This window comes from Bordetella muralis, from assembly GCF_054781015.1.
Genome location: NZ_BAAGVF010000001.1, coordinates 76,922 through 97,431, shown reverse-complemented (window position 1 = coordinate 97,431; position 20,510 = coordinate 76,922). Strand labels below are relative to the sequence as shown.

The 20,510-nt window shown below is 59.6% G+C and carries 19 protein-coding genes; 6 read left to right on the top strand and 13 right to left on the bottom strand.

Annotated elements, in window-relative coordinates; translation table 11 throughout:
* From ACYVIT_RS00510 to ACYVIT_RS00495, 4 genes are all read right to left on the bottom strand, one after another.
* Positions 1 to 327, bottom strand: coding sequence for an FmdB family zinc ribbon protein (locus ACYVIT_RS00510; protein WP_415806980.1), 327 nt, complete (start codon positions 325 to 327; stop codon positions 1 to 3).
* 276 nt (positions 328 to 603) lie between these two features.
* Positions 604 to 1,554: an alpha/beta fold hydrolase gene (locus ACYVIT_RS00505; RefSeq protein ID WP_415806979.1), complete on the bottom strand. Its 951-nt coding sequence runs from the start codon at positions 1,552 to 1,554 to the stop codon at positions 604 to 606.
* Between the two features lie 38 nt (positions 1,555 to 1,592).
* On the bottom strand, positions 1,593 to 1,682 hold the full coding sequence (locus ACYVIT_RS00500; RefSeq protein ID WP_415806978.1) for a zinc-binding dehydrogenase: 90 nt from the start codon (positions 1,680 to 1,682) through the stop codon (positions 1,593 to 1,595).
* Between the two features lie 43 nt (positions 1,683 to 1,725).
* The gene (locus ACYVIT_RS00495) at positions 1,726 to 2,934 is read right to left on the bottom strand and encodes an MFS transporter (RefSeq protein ID WP_415806977.1); all 1,209 of its coding nucleotides are present in this window, start codon (positions 2,932 to 2,934) and stop codon (positions 1,726 to 1,728) included.
* 276 nt (positions 2,935 to 3,210) lie between these two features.
* Between ACYVIT_RS00495 and ACYVIT_RS00490 the strand changes: the two genes are divergently transcribed.
* Positions 3,211 to 3,834 (top strand): TetR/AcrR family transcriptional regulator, encoded by a 624-nt coding sequence (locus tag ACYVIT_RS00490; protein ID WP_415806976.1) that lies wholly within the window; start codon positions 3,211 to 3,213, stop codon positions 3,832 to 3,834.
* 51 nt (positions 3,835 to 3,885) lie between these two features.
* Here ACYVIT_RS00490 and ACYVIT_RS00485 read toward each other — a convergent pair whose 3' ends face one another.
* The 8 genes from ACYVIT_RS00485 to ACYVIT_RS00450 all read right to left on the bottom strand — a co-directional run bounded on the left by ACYVIT_RS00485 (position 3,886) and on the right by ACYVIT_RS00450 (position 13,624).
* Positions 3,886 to 5,178, bottom strand: coding sequence for a putative Na+/H+ antiporter (locus tag ACYVIT_RS00485; RefSeq protein ID WP_415806975.1), 1,293 nt, complete (start codon positions 5,176 to 5,178; stop codon positions 3,886 to 3,888).
* A gap of 204 nt (positions 5,179 to 5,382) precedes the next feature.
* A complete protein-coding gene (locus tag ACYVIT_RS00480) occupies positions 5,383 to 7,014 on the bottom strand; it encodes a GMC family oxidoreductase (protein ID WP_415806974.1) in 1,632 nt (543 codons plus the stop codon).
* 57 nt (positions 7,015 to 7,071) lie between these two features.
* The gene (locus ACYVIT_RS00475) at positions 7,072 to 7,974 is read right to left on the bottom strand and encodes a DUF6999 family protein (RefSeq protein ID WP_415806973.1); all 903 of its coding nucleotides are present in this window, start codon (positions 7,972 to 7,974) and stop codon (positions 7,072 to 7,074) included.
* Between the two features lie 2 nt (positions 7,975 to 7,976).
* On the bottom strand, positions 7,977 to 9,920 hold the full coding sequence (locus ACYVIT_RS00470; protein ID WP_415806972.1) for an iron-containing redox enzyme family protein: 1,944 nt from the start codon (positions 9,918 to 9,920) through the stop codon (positions 7,977 to 7,979).
* A 19-nt stretch (positions 9,921 to 9,939) separates the two neighbouring features.
* On the bottom strand, positions 9,940 to 10,845 hold the full coding sequence (locus ACYVIT_RS00465) for a fatty acid desaturase (protein ID WP_415806971.1): 906 nt from the start codon (positions 10,843 to 10,845) through the stop codon (positions 9,940 to 9,942).
* A 4-nt stretch (positions 10,846 to 10,849) separates the two neighbouring features.
* Positions 10,850 to 11,626: a sterol desaturase family protein gene (locus ACYVIT_RS00460; RefSeq protein ID WP_415806970.1), complete on the bottom strand. Its 777-nt coding sequence runs from the start codon at positions 11,624 to 11,626 to the stop codon at positions 10,850 to 10,852.
* A 152-nt stretch (positions 11,627 to 11,778) separates the two neighbouring features.
* Positions 11,779 to 12,747, bottom strand: a complete 969-nt coding sequence (dapA, locus tag ACYVIT_RS00455; protein ID WP_415806969.1) for a 4-hydroxy-tetrahydrodipicolinate synthase — start codon at positions 12,745 to 12,747, stop codon at positions 11,779 to 11,781.
* 385 nt (positions 12,748 to 13,132) lie between these two features.
* Positions 13,133 to 13,624: a GAF domain-containing protein gene (locus tag ACYVIT_RS00450; RefSeq protein ID WP_415806968.1), complete on the bottom strand. Its 492-nt coding sequence runs from the start codon at positions 13,622 to 13,624 to the stop codon at positions 13,133 to 13,135.
* A gap of 128 nt (positions 13,625 to 13,752) precedes the next feature.
* Between ACYVIT_RS00450 and ACYVIT_RS00445 the strand changes: the two genes are divergently transcribed.
* The 4 genes from ACYVIT_RS00445 to ACYVIT_RS00430 all read left to right on the top strand — a co-directional run bounded on the left by ACYVIT_RS00445 (position 13,753) and on the right by ACYVIT_RS00430 (position 17,072).
* A complete protein-coding gene (locus tag ACYVIT_RS00445) occupies positions 13,753 to 14,952 on the top strand; it encodes an aminotransferase-like domain-containing protein (RefSeq protein WP_415806967.1) in 1,200 nt (399 codons plus the stop codon).
* Between the two features lie 72 nt (positions 14,953 to 15,024).
* Positions 15,025 to 15,951, top strand: coding sequence for a 4-hydroxybenzoate octaprenyltransferase (gene ubiA, locus ACYVIT_RS00440; RefSeq protein WP_415806966.1), 927 nt, complete (start codon positions 15,025 to 15,027; stop codon positions 15,949 to 15,951).
* 34 nt (positions 15,952 to 15,985) lie between these two features.
* Positions 15,986 to 16,405, top strand: coding sequence for a DUF1090 domain-containing protein (locus ACYVIT_RS00435; protein WP_415806965.1), 420 nt, complete (start codon positions 15,986 to 15,988; stop codon positions 16,403 to 16,405).
* Positions 16,406 to 16,679: 274 nt separating this feature from the next.
* Entirely contained in the window at positions 16,680 to 17,072 is a 393-nt protein-coding gene (locus tag ACYVIT_RS00430) for a DUF4148 domain-containing protein (RefSeq protein WP_415806963.1), read from the top strand.
* Positions 17,073 to 17,253: 181 nt separating this feature from the next.
* Here ACYVIT_RS00430 and glcC read toward each other — a convergent pair whose 3' ends face one another.
* Positions 17,254 to 18,018 (bottom strand): transcriptional regulator GlcC, encoded by a 765-nt coding sequence (gene glcC / locus ACYVIT_RS00425; protein ID WP_415806962.1) that lies wholly within the window; start codon positions 18,016 to 18,018, stop codon positions 17,254 to 17,256.
* Between the two features lie 224 nt (positions 18,019 to 18,242).
* On the opposite strand from glcC, the gene ACYVIT_RS00420 reads away from it, so the two are divergent.
* The gene (locus ACYVIT_RS00420; protein WP_415806961.1) at positions 18,243 to 20,417 is read left to right on the top strand and encodes a malate synthase G; all 2,175 of its coding nucleotides are present in this window, start codon (positions 18,243 to 18,245) and stop codon (positions 20,415 to 20,417) included.
* The last annotated feature ends 93 nt before the right edge of the window (positions 20,418 to 20,510 follow it).

The window sequence follows — 20,510 nt, the reverse complement described above, 5'->3', positions numbered from 1 at the left end:
TCAGGAGGCGGCCGTGGGCGCAGGGGTTGACGGAGAAGCCGCTGGTGCGGGGCTGGCGGTGTCATTCTTGGCAGGCGCAGCCGTTGCGGACGTACTGCTGCCGCCGGACGTACTGCTGTCGGACTTAGCGGCGCCACTTGCACCATTGTTACGGAAATCGGTCACGTACCAGCCCGAGCCCTTGAGCTGAAAGCCGGCCGCAGTGACCTGTTTGGCGTACGTGGACTGGCCGCATTCGGGGCAAACCGACAGCGGCGCGTCAGACATTTTTTGCAGCACGTCCTGGGCATGGCCGCAGGCGCTGCATTTGTAAGCATAGATAGGCATGGTTGGGATGTTCCAGGCACGCCGGCGCATCAAAACCACCATGGCACCGCCCGGGCAAACAGGCGGCGGCCTGGCGGCGCCGGATCCAATACGGGAAAGTATTGAATTTTAGCGGTTTTTGCCGACGAGGCAGTGTCCTACAGCCAACACGTGCTCCTGGAGCGTACTTGCCAGCGGCAGGAGCCATCCCACATAATGAAAATAATTCTCATCCAATGAATTGAGTTTCCATTCTCGTACCACCCGCTTGCTTCGCCAGATCGGGTGGATTTTTCCTCAGGGTGCGTCAAGGAAATCCACCACAGCCCGGTTCAAGGGTGCTGCACATTCCTCCGGTAGCCAATGACCGCAGTCCGGCAGCACCTTGCCCGTAACATGATTGGCATAGCGGCTCACCACTTGTTTTTCGTATTCACCCATACCGCCGTTGCCGCCACCGCCGATGGCCAGCATCGGGATCTCTATCTTCTGCTGAGAGAGTTGCTTGTTGTCGATAACACCTTGGTTCAACACGCGGTAATACCCGAATGCAGCGCTCAAGCTATGCGGCTTGGAATAAGACCTGCTATAGAGATCCAGAAGTTGCGGCGTGAAGACTGCCGTATTCGTGGCGTGCACCTTGATGAAGTGCTCGAAGAAGAAGCGTTCTTTTCCAGCGATCAGCTTCTCCGCGAGTTGGTTATCGGCGTCGAAAAAGCTGAAATGCCACACCAGCGATTCGCCCTGAGGACTATACGCGGGAAAATCGTAGATGCTGTCATCAGGAATGGGCGCTTCCATATAGACCGCGCGACGGATATTGTCCTGATGTTTGACCAGCATGGGATAGGTATTCCAGATACCGATGTCATGCGCCACCAAGTCGAACTTCTGGCCGCCACTGAATTTCTCGGCCAGTTGATACAGCAAAGGGGCAACGTCGATGGCGCGATACGACTTGGGTACCTCCGACTGCCCAAGACCCGGCAGATCCACTGCGACAACGGTACGGTTCTTCGCAAGCTCCGGCATCAATTGATGCCACTCATACCACGTCTGACCGAAACCATGCACTAGATAAACCAACGGCCCGCTGCCGCCTTTGACATAGTGCAGGCGCACGCCATCGACGGTTTGGTATCCGCTGGTAAAACCGGCCGGAACGGGAAATTCATCAGCAGCAAATGTCGGCGCCGAGAGCAGTGCTGCGGACGAGAGGACCAGCGTTGAAAATAGTTTCTTGAACATGAGAGATTTCCCAATTACGTAAAAAATTTAATGTTGAATCACTGCAAAACAACGGCGATCTTGCCGAATGCCTGGTTTGATTCCGCGTATTGATGCGCTTGTGCCAGGTCCTCAAACGGGAATGCCATATCTGGAATTGACGGCATCTTTCATAACGTGGGCTTTCATCGCTCAGTGTCCCGGGACGTGCGTATGACGGGCTCCGGCCCTGAAGCCGTGCGTTCGCGCCGACCACGCGATGACGAATCCGATTATCAGCACCAAAACCAGTGCTGGCGGGAATGACGTCACACCCAACACATCCAGCAGAATCCCCCCTAGGATCCCGCCGCCTGCGATGGCACCGTTCCAGGCAACGACATTCATCGATAACGCCACGTCGGCACCATCGCCGGCCGTATCGGCCAATGCGGTTTGCAACAGCGTTGCCGCTCCGCCGAACGTCAGTCCCCATACGGCCACGCCGACATAGACGGCAGCCGGTACGCGCGCCAGCCAGATAAATAGCAGAGACACCACGACGAAGATTGCCAGGCTGCCCAGCACCGCAGCACGCAAATAGTGATCGACAAGACGGCCTACGACAGCGATGGCGGCCAGCGCCGCAAGGCCGAATATCAGCAGCACGACATCCACGTGCGCGGCCAGGCCCGCTTGCGCAACGAACGGCGCGATGTAGGTGTAGAGAATGTTATGCGCCAGCATCCAGGCGATGACCACGCCAAGCACTGGTCGCAAACCTGGCGTTGTGAACACCCGGCGCAAAGGCAAACGTTCATGGCTGGCCTGCCCCGGATAGTCCGGCACCTTGGCCAGCACCCACACGATCAGCACCAAGGTCAGCGCCGACATGATGGCAAACGCACTACGCCATCCGATGGCGGCGCCGAGCCATGTTCCCAATGGCACACCCAGCGACAACGCGATCGGCGTGCCGACCATCGCCACGGCCAAGGCCTTGCCCTGCTGACGAACAGGAACCATGCGGCGCGCATAGCCTGCCAGCAAACTCCACGCCAGCCCTGCGGCAACACCGGCCAAGAACCGGGCGACGAGCGTCAACCAGTAGTTCGACGACAGCGCCGTGATCGAATTGAATACGAGGAAGCCCACAATCGTCAGCAGCAATACGTTGCGCCGCCGCCAGCCTTGCGTTGCGATGGTGAGTGGAATAACAGCCAGCAAAGAACCCAGCGCGTAAGCCGTAACGGTCTGGCCTACCAGAGAGGTGGAGACGTCCAGACCCTGTGCCATCTGAAGCAACAGTCCAGCCGGCAAGGTTTCAGTGATGATGCAGATGAAGCCGGTCATGGCCAACGCCAGAAGTGCCGCCAGCGGCAAACGGTCGCCCTTGGCCCTGATCGTTGTTGAAGTAGACATTGTCACGGCGATCTTTCTCGATAAAAGGAGGGTTGCGTGAGGTTCGACTTTGACTCGTCTAGATATATATCAATCGGTATATATATAGGCGAAAAATTCCGCATCCCGTGTGAGCTAGATCAACAGAGGATGATGGAACCCGCCTTGTGTGTAGCTACGAGCTACAGCCTTAACTGATTTATGTATCGAACGGTATATTACTTGCGCACCGAAGCATTGTCAACGACTTATATATCGTTTAGTATCTTAATAGAAAAGAACTTCTTGGAGTTAGACATGGCGGTAATGGGGCGTCCGCGAACCTTCGACCGAGACAAAGCCGTTGAACAGGCGATGCACATCTTCTGGCAGAACGGCTACGAGTCCACGTCGTTGAACCAGTTGAAAGCAGGCATTGGCAATGGCATCTCCGCACCAAGCTTCTACGCGGCCTTCAAATCCAAGGAAGCCCTGTTTCAGGAGTGCATGCAACGTTACCTATCCACCTATGCCCAGGTGACGGAATCCCTGTGGGATCCCGACCTTCCTCCACGCGAAGCCATTGAAACCACACTGCGAAACTCGGCCAGAATGCAATGCGACCGAGGGCACCCCAAAGGCTGCATGGTTGGATTGGGCGTCATGAGTGCACCATCCGAAGAAAATGCAGATGTGACCACACCACTGACGCGCTCTCGCGCTCGGACACGAGCAGGCATCGCCTCCTGTGTACAACGAGGTATCGACAGCGGTGAACTGCGCGCCGATACGGATGTCCGGGCATTGGCGACTGTCTTCGATGCCTTTCTGCTAGGACTGCCCACGTTGGCCCGTGATGGTATCCGTTACACGGTAATGGACGCTGCCATCACTCAAGTCATGTGCTCCTGGGATGCGTCGAAGCCACAACGGGCTAATTGACAGACAGCCCACGTTGCCGAGCAATCTCCCAGGACACGTCAAGCCGAAGCATCATCGCCCAATGGGCACCAAGAACATTCCCGCCGCCACCAAGGTAGGCACCAGAGCAGACAGAAACAGCTTGCCTGCGGAAATCGCTTCGTCAGGAAAAAAAGGCCGCAAAATGGCGTAACCCGCGGGATTGGGCGCATTGGCAATTACCGTCAACCCGCCTCCGGTCACCGCACCAGCCACCAACATGTAGTGCCATGTCGGGCTCGATCCCTCGACCAGCGAACCCAGGTAGGTCAGCGCGGCGTTGTCTGTGATCGCCGTCAGCGCGGTCGCACCCCAGAACAATACGGTCGGCTCCAAGCCGCCCAGCAGATCCTGCAGCCACCATTTTTGCAGGCCCCCCAAAACCACCAACCCCGCCAGGAAAAAACCGACCATCAGCCCCTCGCGGATCAGCAAACGATCTTGGTGACGCCGATAGGCATGGGAAAAACCGATGAACAGCATCATCAAACCCAGAAAGACGGCCGGATGGTGCGCCGTCATCACAACCCCCACCAGACATGCCAGGTGAATCAGAATGATCAACAGCGGCACAGGAGCGCGCCTGGGGGGCTCGTCTTCCGCGGCATTGATGCCATTGCCTGTTCCGATACTGTGAGCTATCAGAGCGCTGCGGCAGATCCAGGTCAGAATCCCTGCATTGATGAACACGGCAATCGCGGCACGCCAGCCGAAATGCGTCGCCATAAAGGCCGAATCCCATCCAAACGTGGAAGCCACCATCAAGACCGGTGGCGCAGCATAAGCCGTCAACACCCCGCCGATAGACACGTTGACAAACAACACGCCCAGCGTCAGATATTTAAAGCGTGTATGTCCCGATCGGCGGAAATAAGCGTCACGCAGCAGAATTGCCGCCAGTGTCATCGCCGCCGGCTCAGTGATGAAAGAGCCTCCCAGCGGCACCATCGACATCACAACGAAAAACGTCGCGACCTCGCGTTGCACTGGTAAACAACGCGCCAGGCCCCTCACAACCAGGCCCACCAGTTCGAGGATCGGCCGGCTCGCTGCCACCACCATGATCACGAACACAAAAAGCGGTTCAGTGAAGTTACGCGTATCTACATAATGGATGGCCGCCTCGCTGCCGCTGAGCAGCGCCATACACACGATCAGCACAAAAGCCCAGACGCCAAATACGGCCTCCACCTCGGACAGCAAATGCCATACCCCGGCATGCGGCCCATTGCGATGCGCCAGGCGCGCAAAGACCGGTACCGAAAAAGTGTGGATAACCGCCACCGCAAACAAGATAGTGGCGACAAGCTCAATAGTGTCTGGCATAGGAGAAACCCTGAAACATAGGCAGTGCACCCTCACATTGATCGCAGCGTGCGGGAAAACTCAGGGACTATAACTCAGTGATTTGTACGGCATGCGCCCACGGACTAAGCATTTGCCCTGTCCGCACGCATCGCGTCCAGACGGTAGACCTATGCCCCTCTGAGCAGAGGGGTTGTCGCACACCGGATCAGTCACGCAGGCAGATCATGCGCCAGCTTTCGCACTGGCGTGAAGAAAATGCGCGCCTCTCTCGGCGATCATGACGGTGGGCGAATTGGTATTGCCCGATGTGATTGTCGGCATCACCGACGCGTCAATGACTCGCAAGCCTTGCAAGCCATGCACACGCAACTCAGGGTCCACCACCGCCAAGGAATCCACGCCCATTTTGCACGTCCCTACTGGATGAAAAATCGTGGTCCCGATCTCGCCGGCTGCGCGCGCCAAATCCTCATCGGTCTGCAATGCGTTTCCTGGTTTGTATTCCTCCGGGGCGTAGCATGCCAGCGCCTGCTGCGACACAATACGACGCGTCAGTCGAATACTGTCGGCCGCCACTCGCCGGTCGGCCTCGGTCGATAAATAATTGCACAGGATCTCAGGCGCATCATCCGCTTGAGGGCTCGTGACCCGCACATGGCCACGGCTGGTGGGTCGCAGATTGCAGACCGATGCCGTAAATGCCGGAAAAGCATGCAAAGGTTCACCGAATTTTTCAAGCGACAAGGGCTGCACGTGGTACTGCACATTGGCACGTTCTTGTTCAGGACCGGATCGCGCGAATGCGCCCAACTGCGACGGCGCCATGCTCAGCGGCCCGCGCCGTCCAAAGGCATACTGAGCGCCCATGAGCGCCTTGCCCCATAAAGAGCCCACCATGGCATTCAAGGTTTTGGCGCCAGTGACGCGGTAGATCATGCGCAACTGCAGGTGGTCTTGCAGGTTTTCGCCTACTCCCGGCAAATCGTGCAGCACCGGTATGCCGCGCGCCTGCAACCACGCCGCCGGTCCGACACCGGACACCTGCAGCAATTGCGGCGACCCGATCGCGCCTGCGGCCAGGATGACCTCGGCCCGCGCGCGAGCCATTTGTTCACTGCCATCGCCCAGACGAAACGCCACACCCTCGGCACGTCGATTCTGAAACACGATGCGCGACACGTGCGCACCCGTCATGACGTGTAAATTGGGTCGGCTGGCCGCCGGCTTGAGGAAAGCCCTCGCCGCACTCCAGCGCATACCACGGCGCTGATTGACCTCGAAATAGTCGCAGCCCTCGTTATCGCCCTGGTTGAAATCCGACACGGACGCGATCCCGGCCTGCGCTGCCGCGGCACGAAATGCATCGAGCAAATCCCACGACAAGCGCTGACGCTCGACCCGCCATTCACCGCCCGCACCGTGAAACTCCGACGCTCCGGCATGATGGTCCTCGCTGCGCATGAAAAACGGCAGCACCTCATCCCATCCCCATCCTGTATTGCCCAACGCCGCCCAGCCATCATAGTCCGCGCGCTGGCCACGCATATAAATCATGCCGTTGATCGACGAACTGCCGCCCAGCACACGGCCACGCGGATAGCCCAGGCTGCGCCCATTCAGGCCCGGATCGGGATGCGTGCGATAGCACCAGTCGGTGCGCGGATTTCCGATGCAATACAGATAGCCGACCGGGATATGAATCCAGTGCCAGTTATCGCGACCGCCGGCCTCCAGCAACAACACGCGCTTGCCTGGATCCGACGACAAACGATTGGCCAGCAAACACCCTGCCGACCCTGCGCCCACCACGATGTAATCAAACACCAGATCGGTACTGCCCGTCTCGGCCACCATGGGTTGTGTCTCCGTTATCTTGTTCGGTTTTCCTTCAGTATGCCAGCACAGCGGATCTTATGCTGTCTGCGACGCCGGAAAATCGGCGGTCTCGGCGTCTCTTTTCGCGCGCATCAACAGACTGTGCAACATCTCCGTCGACAAACCGTGCAGCACCAATCGATAGCCAGCGCGCAAGGTCGACAACGGCACCAAGGGATGTTTGTTGTTTACCAGAATCAAATGCTGCGGCGCGCCCAGAATCTGCGCGGCATAAATCCCGACGGTTTCGTCCAACTGCAAGGAGTTCGCCGCTCGCCAGAAATCATTGTCGGTCAGCATCAATTGATAGAGCGGCGTGAACAACTCGATCGCGCTTTGCAGATCCAGAAAATTCCGTTTGCGTTGCGGCATATCTTCCAGCCGCAACCCGGGATCGCGGATCATCGAAAAATCCACTTTCTCGGGCGCATGCATTTCCACACCCGCCTCGCGCAGCGCGCCATTCAACCGGATCACAAAATTGAACAGGTTCAGATCATGTTTGACGAACAACTCGTCCTTCAGATCCGCAATACACATGGGCTCCAGCGGCGTAGTCGACACCTGCACCGGCGCATTGCGTGCGATGAACGACAAGACCTGCGCTCCCAGATGAAAATGCCGCAGGATCAGCCAATTGGCTTCGGGTGAGACAAAGTGTTCCAGCCCCCACGCCAAAATCCGGTGGAGCAGTTTCGAATGCGACCACTTGCGCGGCAGAAACGTCTTGACGACTTGGATCAAGATGATGAACGCGCGCGCCAAGGGCCGCAAAAACGGCAGCAAATACTGGCGCGATCCACAACTGGAATCCGCGAGCCATGCCTCTTTCACGGCATCGGGCAAAGGCGTGCTGCGATCCAGATACAGCGCCAGCCACGGGCTCGGGTCTGCCGGATCGTGTTCGCGTGTCAAAAACTCAGGGGTGCGGGAACTCATGGTTATTCGGCCTCCATCACGTGATGGAATTGCATCAAGTAGAGCGCCGCTGTGCGGCGCGCCGTATCCACGATACGACGCTCTGCCTGGCCGCGATCGTCGGCGTCCAGCGCCAACTCCACCGCCATCAACCAACGCGCCAGATGGTTCTCGTCATTGTGCCCGTGATACTCCAGGAAACGGAATCGATCCGGCGGCAAATCCAGGCTCGCCCTCAAGAGCGGCAACAATGCCGGCACAATGCGTTGGCCTGTGCCTTCGATGATGTAGATGGCGCCCAGCAATCCAATCGGATCCTGCGTCGCCGCCAAGGCATGCAGATAGGCATTCAAGGCCTCGCCGCCGGGATTACGGCGCAACGCATCGATGTCAGCGATTGTGCCACCCGCGTTTCGATAATCCTGAAACAAAATCTGGAAATCGTTCTGCTCCTCGCCGGCATGTACGCCAATCAGATCCGCCAGGGTCTGATACGTATCAGTGAGCGATGCTGCGCCCTCGCGCATCCACTTGCTGCCTTCGCGCACTTGAGGGACCCACTGCTCCATCCAGTTCAAATAATCCGCCGTCGCGAAACGGCGCTCGCGCAAACGCCGCACGACAGGCGTACGCCAGACGCGGGAACGGTAATCGTGCCAGATCGAGGCCAACTCCGTCAGCAGCGGCCCCAGCCCCTGTGGCGCTTGCTCGGGATCATGCGGCGGCGCAATCGTGTCGGCATCATCGCTGTGCACCGATGCGCTCACGGGGGCACTCGGCCGCGTCGTCGCAGCGGCCTGACCTGTGGGCGACGGGACCGATAACGGCGCGTCGACCGCCTCGGCCTCGAACAGCATATATGCCGTCATGAACCGGCCAGACTCCGGGATGTAGCAAAAGACTTGCTGTCCGGGCGTAAGGGTATGCGTTTCGAGGAACTCCGCCAGCATGATCAGAATCGATGCGGCGCCGGTGTTCCCACGCCAGGCCAGGTTGCTGAACCATCGCTCGCGAGGAATCTCCAGCCCCGCTTTTTCCATGAGATCGGCCACGACCGGAATGAATTTCTCTGACGAGTAATGACACAGGAAATGGTCCACCCGTTCAGGATTCACCCAGCCATCACGCACCAGACTCACATACTCGTGAATGCCTATATCAAACAGATGCGGCAACAGGCGAATGTCCTGACGCAATGACAAGGCTCCCGCGGCCTCGGCCTCTGTCCACGATGCGTAATCCAGATGCCCCTGGCCGCCCTCGGCGGGCAAGCCCAGTTGCATGCACACCGGATAGTCGCCCGAAAACGCGCGTTGATGAATCCACTTCAATCGCAATCGCACACCCGACGAAGCTCCCGGTAACGCAGCGCCGCTATTGCCCAGCAACAGCGCGCCCGCCCCATCCGATAGCATCCAGCGCAGAAAATGCGAATCAAAGTCCGCGTCATAGCCTCGCGCGGCAAAACGCGAACGCTTGAACAATCGCGAGGGCATCTCGCTGGCGACCGCCAAGGCGCGAGGATGCGCGCCCAGCTCAATCCCCTGTGCCGCCGATTGAATCGCCGACACCCCGGCCGCGCAGATACCATGCACCGACAGCGTCTCCATCGGTGGCGCCGCCAACTCGCCCTGGATCATATTGGCAAAGCCCGGCATCAAGGCATCGCCGCCCGAGGAACCGCAGGTCAGCAACGACACCTCGCTCAGCGTACGATCCTGCCGGCGCAGACAATCGCCGATAGCCTGCGCGGCTTGCGCAGCATTCGTCCAGCGCGTATTTCCCGTTTCGTCGATTGAGTAATACCGCTGCTTGATGCCGTTTTCAGCCAGAATGCGCTGCTTGATACGGCCCGATATGCGGTTCAACGGCGCAATATAGCGATCCATATCCTCATTGTTCACGGGCTCGCCCGGCATGAAATAGCCGGCGCTTTCCAGATACACGCGGTCAAAGGCAACAGGCATGAGAAGGAACGCTCCTACTTTAAATAATATGTTCCGGCCGCATCAATGAACGACTACGGCAGCGCGGCCAGATCAGCGCCAACACAAACACCCGCAACATATACGGGACCAGGCCGCGTTCGATCAGCATGGGATCGACGCGATGGCGATAATGTTGAACATGCAGACGCGTCAGCTCGGACCAATGCGCGCGGCCATGCTCATGATGTGCGGTATGCAATCCGATGTTGAACAGCAAGGGATTGACCCAGCCTTCGAAATTACGCGCATAGCTCAACCGCGCACGACGCTCAGGCCCGCCGTCGGTATGGGCGTGCTGCAGATAATTCGTCGCCAGCAACCAATGCAGGCCATGCAGCTGCGGCACGATCACGAACACCAGCGCCTTGGCCGGATTTACCGCCAACAGTCCAGCCCATAAACCCAGCCACGCGGCATATTGCCAAAGACAATAGCGCAGCGCCCCCGGCCAGTATCGGCGCAACCGCGCCAACCAGCGCCAGAACAAGGGATACAAACTCCACACCGCTTGAAACGGGTGCAGTAAATACCCCGCGAGATGATTCGTATCGCCACCGTAGCGATAGGTCCGCGCCAAATCACTCGGCCCATGTTGATAGCGATGATGATTGCCCGCATGAGCAGGAAAAAACACAAACGTAGGGTGCCCCTGCAGTAAGGTCAACGCCATATCCGTCGCCCGGTTCGCGCCACGATGACGCCACATGCGCAAGTGCGTATGGTTGTGATGCACGACGCCGATGCCCAATGTCAAAAACAACATCAACCCATACAGCAGCCAATTCAGCCCGTAGATCCACTGCCACGCCATCAATGCCGGCAAGGCGACCATATAAGCCAGGCTTTGCACGTCACGCCAATGACGCAGCATGGGCAGCCGGCGCGGCCCTCTCGCGAGCGCCATGGCACTAGCCCCGACGCTCAATCGCGCCTCGCCGGCTGGCCGCGGCCAATTGCGCTGAGGCCGCATCTGCCGTTAACCGCGTACGGAATAAACGGTCCATGAACGTGAACTGGAATCCATAGTTGCCGTTGTAGCAAGCGTGGTGCAGATGATGCCGGCGGCTGGCGGCAAACCAGTGCGCGTACGACACGCGCGGGAAAAAATCGTAGTTGGCATGCCCCACGCAGTTGAAAAACAGGCTGAACAGCGGCACCGAAAACAGTGACCAGAAACTAAAGTCGTGCAGCACCATGGGCAACAAGATCACATTACCCAACATCAGCGCCTCGATGGGATGAAAGCTGTACGTCGAAAACGGCGTCGTCACCACCGAACGATGATGCGGCAGATGAAAACGGCGCAGCCACCGCGTGTGCAGCAGACGATGGTTGATCCAGAAATGTACGTCGTTCCACGCCACCAATACCAGGATCTCTACAACGATCTGCATGGCACTCGCATCGAGATTGAGATGCGCCCACCCGAGCTGCAAAAGGCCCCAGGGAAAGATCATGCCCAGCCCAAAGATCAGGATGGACAACCCTGACTGCGTCAACTCGCGACGCAGTTGGCCAGGGGCCAACGGTCGCGGATCCAGCGCCCCGCCAATCCCCAGCGCCGGCAGGACATAGCGAGTCAGCAGCCAAGTCGCCGTGCCGAACAACAGATAGATACCGCCGAAAAACAACAGGCCGGCCATCATGACCTGCCACGCCGACAGCGACTCAAAAGTATGCGCCATGGAACTCCATAGCCCACTGCGGGGCTATTCAGGATGGCCGCATCATAGCAATATGGCAGAAATATGTACGCATCGGCATCGCCCGCCGTTCAGGGGATGCCGCCAGGCGATTTGGCGGCATCCCCTGAACGGCAGAACCGGCTGCCCACGCATCAGGCCGCGATGCCCAGCCGGCCCGCAATCGGAAACGCCTGATTCAACCCGATGACGGCCGCCTCCAGCTCTGCCGCCAGGGCGGCACTGGCGTTGGGCATCGGGGCGCGCAGCACATCGGAAAGCAGCCCTTGCCGGGCCAAGAGCGCCTTGAGCGGCCCCGGATTCGGCTCGGCAAATACCAGGCGAATTGCGGGAGCCAGGGCATGGAACAATCCCCGCGCCACCTCCAATTGCTGCATCTGCACCGCCCGATGCATCGCCACGAACAGATCCGGGCGTATATGTGCAGCAGCCGCAATCATGCCACTGCCGCCGAGACACATGGTGGACAATGCCTGCAAATCCTCGCCCGCCATTACCTGCATGCCGCCATCGGCGATCAAGGCCACCGTCTTGTCCAGCGAACCGCCACAATCCTTGATCGCAGCAATATTGCCGTGCCTGGCCAGCGCCAACAGCGTTTCGGTCTCCAGCGTAGCCCCGGTGCGATACGGAATGTCGTAAAGCACCAGCGGCACACGTGAGGCGTCGGCCAGCGTGCGAAAGTACGTCAGCGCACCCTGCTGCCCCGGGCGCACGTAATACGGCGCAGGCGCCAACACCCCCGCCAGCGGCCGCGTCCCGAACGCCGCCAGGCGCTGCATCACATGCCCTTGATGATTCCCCGCCAACCCCATGACCACTGGCAGGCCCTGCGCTTCGTCGAGCACAGTATCCAGCACGGCCAATTGTTCCGCGTCGTCCAGCGCAGCGGCCTCGCCGGTGCTGCCGCAGACCACCAGCCCGTCCACGCCTGCGGATACGTAGTGACGGACCAGGCGCCGCAACGCGCCGCCGTCCACGGCGTCAGTGAAAACATGCCCGCCCCGCGGCGCCTTTGGCTGGCGGCCCACCTCACCGCTGAACGGCGTCACCAAAGGAATCCAGACGCCCTGGAAAATCGAACTAGAAGCAGAACTCGACATAAAGCACTCCTGATGCAATGCGGACCGTCAAAGGAACCGTGCAGAAGTGCTAAGGATGCTGGGGGATATTCGCCGCGTGTCATGCCGCCGGGTTTGCCGCCGTTCCGTCGCCCATCTGACGGAACAGCATGCTCCGGTCAGATGAGCGGCTGTTTTTTGGATTTCAGGCCAACGCACGTCAGCCCCACGCAGCTGGCGCGGAAAGCAACGACGGAGCGGATGGCCGGAAGCATTGGAAAAATAACGCGTACGCGAAGTGGGCGTAGAAGAAACCGAAATCTACCGGGCCGAGGCAAGGCTGTCAATTCGCGGCGACGTCTCAAGGAAGCGCAGATTTCCTGAGTCACAGATAAAAAAGCGTCCTGCCACGCGGCCTACGAAAACCTCACCGCTGCCCGAGACTTTCCAGAAATACGGCGCACAACGCCTCCATCCCTTGGCGGTCCTCGTCGTCGAAACGGCCAGGTTCGGGACTGTCCACATCCCAGACGCCCAGCAATTCGCCATTGAGCACCAGCGGCACCACCACCTCGGAACGCGACGCCGCGTCGCAAGCAATATGCCCCGGAAACGCATGCACGTCCGCCACGACCTGCGTCTGCCACTGGCTTGCCGCTGCGCCGCACACGCCGCGATTCAGAGCAATGCGCACGCAGGCCGGTTTGCCCTGAAAAGGCCCCAGCACGAGCTCTTCGCCGTTATAGAAATAGAAACCCGCCCAATTAATCGTAGGCAGCGCCTGATACGCCAACGCCGCAAAATTGGCGGCATTCGCAATCCGGTCCGTTTCGTCGGTCAACAACGCCCGGGCCTGGGCGGCAAGTTCGGCGTAAAAACGCGGCTTGTTATCGGTAGGAAGATCAGTGGCGGTAAACATGGAAATGTAACTGTACAGGCAACTTTCGAACCAAGTGATTTTAGGCCCACCCGCCCCGTGTGACGGCCTGCCTTGGCGTTGTGGGACAATATTTGCTCATTTTTTCCGTTCTTTTTCCAAAGTTTCCCATGGACCAGCCTCTCGAACCCGTGTGCGTGTTTTCTCAACGCGCCCAACAACTCACCAGCTCCGCCATCCGCGAAATCCTCAAAGTCACCGAACGTCCCGAGGTGATTTCCTTTGCCGGTGGCCTGCCAGCCCCCAGCGGTTTCCCGGTAGAAGTGGTACGAGCGGCGTTCGACAAGGTATTGGCCGACAACGGCCGCGCCGCCCTGCAATATGGTCCCACCGAGGGTTATGCTCCGCTGCGCAAATGGGTGGCCGAGGATCTGAACCGCGCCGGCGCAAAGGTCACGCCGGATCAGATCCTGATCGTCTCGGGCTCGCAACAAGCCCTGGATCTGTTGGGCAAAGTCCTGATCGATGAGGGCAGCAAAATCCTGGTCGAAGACCCCAGCTACCTGGGTGCACTGCAATCGTTCAGCCTGTACCAGCCCAAGTTCGTCCCCGTCGCGACCGATGAGGGCGGCCTGATCCCCGAGACCATTACGCCCGAGCTGGCCGCAGGCGCCCGTTTTCTGTACGCCCTGCCCAATTTCCAGAATCCCACCGGCCGCACCCTGACCCTGGAGCGCCGCAAGGCCCTGGTTCAGCGTGCAGCCCAACTGGGTCTGCCCATCATCGAAGACGATCCCTACGGCGAACTGCGCTACGCCGGCGAACCGCAGCCGGGTCTGCTTGCCCTGGCCAGCGAGTACGGCGCCAATGTCATCCGCCTGGGCACGTTCTCCAAGGTCCTGGCGCCCGGCCTGCGCCTGGGCTACATCGCCGCGCATCGCAGCATCATCGACAAGCTGGTCCAGGCCAAACAAGCCACCGACCTGCACACGCCGACGCTGACCCAGATGGCCGTCTACGAGGCGGTGAAAGACGGCTTCCTCGAAGAGCACCTGCCCGCCGTACGCGAGATCTACCGCGTGCAGGGCCGCTGCATGCTGGACGCCCTCGCGCAGGAATTCCCCGACACCGTCACATGGACCATCCCCGAAGGCGGCATGTTCCTGTGGGTCACGTTGCCCGAGCACATCGACAGCACCAAGCTGCTGGCCCAGGCCATCGAGCAGAACGTGGCCTTTGTTCCCGGCAAGCCGTTCTACGCGGGCAAACCCCAGACCAACACTTTGCGCCTGAGCTTTGTCACTGTCCCCGAGGACAAGATCCGCTCCGGCATTGCCACTCTGGGCAAATTGATCAAACAATACGTCTGATCTCTTACGTTGGGCGGCGCATTCCACGGCGCCGCCTTGTCCCAGCACACGCCTATCCACCGAGTTGTCATTATGGCGAGCGCGCAGCAAACCTCCTCTCCCGATCTGAACGACATCGTCTTTACCGACTGGGTCGAACGTTGGCTACCTAAATCGTGGCGTCCTTACGCACGCCTGTGCCGTCTGGACCGCCCTATTGGCACCTGGCTGACGCTCCTGCCTTGCATCGCCACGCTGATCCAGGCTGCCGGCGGTCTGCCGGAACTGGGTCGATTGATCGTGTTCTCGCTCGGCGCCTTGCTGATGCGCGGCATCGGCTGCACCGTCAACGACATGTGCGACCGCGATATAGACAAACATGTTGAGCGCACCCGGTTTCGTCCACTGACCAGCGGCCAGCTCAGCATGCGGCAGGCAGTGTGGTTCCTGCTGGGCCAGTTGCTGGTCTGCGGATCGCTGCTGTTTTTCATCAACGAGATGAGCCGTTGGCTGGCTATCGCCGTCCTGCCATTCGTGTTCATCTACCCATTGTGCAAGCGCGTCACCTACTGGCCGCAGGTTGTTTTGGGTATCTGCTTTAACTGGGGCATGCTGATGGCGTGGTCCGATACGCAAAACACCGTACCGCTGGGCGCCATTGCCATGTGGCTGGGTGCGGTGTTGTGGCAAGTCGGCTATGACAGCATCTACGCCTACATCGACGTGCGCGATGACCAGCAACTCGGCCTGCGCTCGACGGCCCTGCGATTTGGCGACCGTGGCAAACAATGGGTGGGCGGGTTTTATCTCGCCACCATCATTCTGTGGGCATGGGGCGGCTACGATATCGGCATGAGCTGGGCCTACCAGGTCGGTATCTTTGCCGTTGCGGTGCACTTGGCATGGCAGTTGTATATCTTTGATCTGCAACGGCCGGCACGCAGCTTCATGCTGTTTCGTGCGAACCTCTGGACTGGCCTGCTGCTGATCGCAGCAGCGTTGGCCGGTACACTCATCTGACGCCCGGATAGCGGGCATGCAACAAGGAGTCGTCATGTCCGTTCTACCCCGCCTGTCCTGCTGGCTTGCCGGTGCCGCCCTGTTGGTGCCGGCCCTCTATGTCCAGGCTGCCCCCGCGGCCGCCATCCAGGACTGCAGCGCCCTGCGCAGTTGCGCGGCCAAGTTCTGCCACATCGAAAACGACATCGCCGCCGCACAAGCCAACGGCAATACCCATCGCGAGGCCGGCCTGCGCCGTGCGCTATCGGAGGCCCGCGGATCCTGCACGAACGAGTCTTTACGCAAAGACCGTCTGCAGGCGATCGATGAACGCAAAGAAGAAGTCCAGGAACGCGAAGAAGAACTCGCCGAAGCCCGCGCCAAAGGCAAACAAGACAAAATCAACAAGGCTCAACGCAAACTCGAAGAAGCCCAGGCCGACCTGAAAGACGCGGAAGACGAACTGCAGCGCTAGCAGCGCACGGGGAATCCAAGCCCGAAAACGTCGTCGATGGGCGCCCCGGCAAGACGAGCTGACCCTGGCCCGTCGATTCCATTTATCATCTAAATCGCACGGTTTTCACAAAACCGTCACCAATTATCCTTATTTTTGGAAAAATATTTTCAGAAAACTAGGGTTTATCCCAGGTCTCAACAGGCACACAATGTCTTCAACGGGCAACAATCACACCCCCTAAAAATTTAGCTGCCGGGTGCGATGGTCCCAAGACAATGAACTGGAGATCGTCATGAAGACCCTTGCTACTGCCATCCTGTTATCCCTGGGTGTCGCCGCTGGCGCCCAAGCCGCTGATACCAACACACAACCCATGACCCGCGCCCAAGTGCAGGCCGAACTGGCTCAGGCCAAGGCCAACGGCCAATACAGCTTTGGTGATCTGGACTACCCGCCCACCGTCGCCGCCCAAGGCCCCGGCCTCAGCCGCGCCGAAGTCCAAGCTCAATTGGCCCAAGCCAAGACCGCCGGCCTGGTGACCTACGGCGAAGAAGATTACCCCGCCGCCGTGGCCGACAACGGCAGCCACCTGACGCGCGCTCAAGTACGAGCCGAACTGGCCGAAGCCAAAGCTTCCGGCAACTACTCGTTCGGCGACCTGGACTATCCGCCGTCCAATAGCTGATTGTCCCGATCGGGGGTCCCCCCTCCTCCCCCGGCACACTGGCCTCCTTCGGGAGGCCTTTGTGCGTCTGGAGACAGCGTCCATGCGCTCGACGCCGTACTGCCGTCCTGTGGCAGCACTGGCGATACCCATCCAGATCGACGAATATGAATTGCGTCGAGCCGTACCGCAGTAGGGCAGACTACGCCCAGCCCTCCAGGCGCAACGTCGCCCGTACCAGACGCTGTTCTTCTTGCTCAATCTCGCCCAAGCTTTGCCGCACGCTGTTGACATGATCCGTGGCGGCTTGATGGGCCTGATCCGGCAGACGCGCCGTCACCGCCTCGAACACGGCCGTGTGCTGACGATCAATTTGTTGCTTGTGCGGCTGGCGATGGTACAGATTATTCACACAGGCAAATACTGACCCCAGCATCAGGTCCGTCAACGATTGCAGTGTGTGCGTCAGCACTGGATTATGCGAGGCCTCGCACACGGCCAAATGAAAAGCGTGGTCCAGATGGGCGTGCGTCGCAATATCGGTGTCCTGCTCATGCGCGTCCATCATGGCCTGATAACGCCGGCGGATCATGATGAAATCCGCCTCGGTCCCTCGAATCGCCGCCAGGCGCGCAGACTCCCCCTCGAGCAGGGCGCGCACCTCCAGCAAGTCATACAGCGTGCGCGGCTGGGAATGGAACAAATGCACCAGCGGTCCCGCATCCACCTGTGAAATCGGCGCCACGAACGAGCCCTTGCCTTGCTCGGTGTGAATGATGCCGCGTGCGCGCAAGAGTTTCAGCCCCTCGCGCAGGGCCGTACGAGAAGCGCCGAGTTTTTCCGTCAAACGGCGCTCGGACGGCAATGCCTGCCCGGCTTTGAGCACGCCATCCATGATCAGGCGCTCAATACGTTCGGCCACCACGTCGGCGACCTGGCGTCCTGCTGTCGCAGTCTCTGTTTCCATACGGAGCTCACTGGTATGACCGGGTGATCACCTCTCATGCCGCATGCATGCGGGATCCAGTCAAGTAATTGAAATAGAACCATAAAAAAGCCCATTCCCGCAAATTCACACTAAATAAACTGGTATGACCAGCAGGTTCAGAGGTAGACATCGTGCCCGCATGCCCCGATCATGTAGGTTCATCGCGCTGGTTGCGCCCGCCCCTGATTTTTTGCGAGCAAAAGATGACTGAACGTATTGAGCAAGATGGCCTGCAAGTGGCGGCCGTGCTTCACCAATTCATCCAAAACGAGGCCTTGCCCGCAAGCGGCATTGCCCCTCAAGAATTCTGGCGCGGTTTTGCCGCCATCGTGCGCGACCTCGCGCCGCGCAATCGCGCACTGCTGGCAGACCGTGACCGCCTGCAAAATGAGCTGGACAACTGGCATCGCGCCAATCCTGGCCCAGTACGCGATCTCGCCGCTTACCGGGCGTTTCTCACCAAAATCGGCTACCTGCTGCCCGTTCCCGACGCCGTGCAAGTCAGCACGCCCGATGTCGACGCCGAAATCGCCGAGCAAGCCGGCCCGCAGTTGGTCGTACCCATGTCCAATGCACGCTATGCCCTGAACGCCGCTAACGCGCGCTGGGGCAGCCTGTACGACGCCCTGTATGGCACCGACGCCATCCCTCCGACACCCGGCGACACCGGCCGCGGCTATTTCCCGCAACGCGGCGAAGCCGTCATTGCCCGCGCACGCGCCGTGCTGGATCAAGCTGCGCCCCTGGCGCAGGGCTCGCATGCAGATGCCACGTCCTACACCATCGACAACGGCCAACTGGTCGTCACAACCCAACAAGGCAGCACCGGACTGAAAGACGCCGCGCAGTTCGTGGGCTATGTCGGCGAACCGCAGGCCCCGCAATCCATCCTGCTCAAACATCACGGCCTGCATATCGAAATCCAGATCGATCGCACGCACACCATTGGTGCCACGGATTCGGCCGGCGTCAAAGACGTGGTGGTCGAAGCCGCGCTGACCACCATCATGGATTGCGAAGATTCCGTCGCCGCCGTCGACGCGGATGACAAAGTGCAGATCTACCGCAACTGGCTCGGCCTCATGAAAGGCGACCTGACCGAGGAAGTCACCAAAAACGGCCAGACCTTCACGCGCCGCATGAATGCCGACCGCGAATACCGCACACCCGACGGCAAGAGCACACTGACCTTGCATGGCCGTTCGCTGCTGTTTGTACGTAACGTCGGCCACTTGATGACCAACCCGGCGATTCTGGATGCCAGCGGCAACGAGATCCCCGAAGGCATTCTGGACGCCGTGCTTACGACCTTGACGGCCCTGCCTGACCGTGCAAACAAACGCAATTCGCGCAAGGGCTCGATCTACATCGTCAAACCCAAGATGCATGGCCCCATCGAAGCGGCCTTTGCCAATGAATTGTTCGATCGAGTCGAGAACCTGCTCGGTCTGCCGCGCCACACGATCAAGATGGGCATCATGGACGAAGAGCGGCGCACCAGCGTCAACCTCAAGGCGTGCATCCTGGCAGCAGCCGGCCGCGTCGCCTTCATCAATACGGGCTTCCTCGATCGCACAGGTGACGAAATGCACTCCACCATGGAAGCAGGTCCCATGATGCGCAAGGGCGACATGAAATCCAGCGCCTGGATCGCCGCCTATGAGCGCAGCAACGTTCTGGTCGGCCTGGATTGCGGCTTGCGTGGCCGTGCCCAGATCGGCAAAGGCATGTGGGCCATGCCCGACCTGATGGCCGCCATGCTGGAGCAAAAAATTGCCCATCCCAAGGCCGGCGCCAATACCGCGTGGGTACCGTCACCCACCGCAGCCACCCTGCACGCCTTGCACTATCACCAAGTCGACGTGTCTGCCGTGCAACAGCAACTGGAAAGCACCAGACTCGCCGACGTACAAGACGAACTGCTCAATGGCTTGTTGATCGTCCCTGTCGGCAACCCCGCCGACTGGAGTCCCGATGACATCCGCCGCGAACTGGAAAACAACGCCCAGGGCATCCTCGGCTATGTCGTGCGCTGGATCGACCAGGGTGTCGGGTGCTCGAAAGTCCCGGACATCAACGACGTCGGCCTGATGGAAGACCGCGCCACGCTGCGTATCTCCAGCCAGCACATCGCCAACTGGTTGCGTCATGGCATCACGACGCGCGAACAAGTGCAGGAAACTCTCGAGCGCATGGCCAAAGTCGTCGACCAGCAAAACGCCAACGACCCGCTGTATCAACCCATGGCCGGTCATTTCGATACGTCCGTTGCGTTCCAGGCGGCCAGCGCCCTGGTGTTCGAAGGCCTGACGCAGCCCAACGGCTACACCGAGCCATTGCTGCATCGTTATCGCCAGGAGTACAAAGCGGCGCATTGAGTCCGCACATTCCGCGATGATCTTTCGACGGGCCCTTGATAGGGCCCGTTTTTTTTTTGTTTTTATCGATTACCGCACTCAAACATTTCAAGA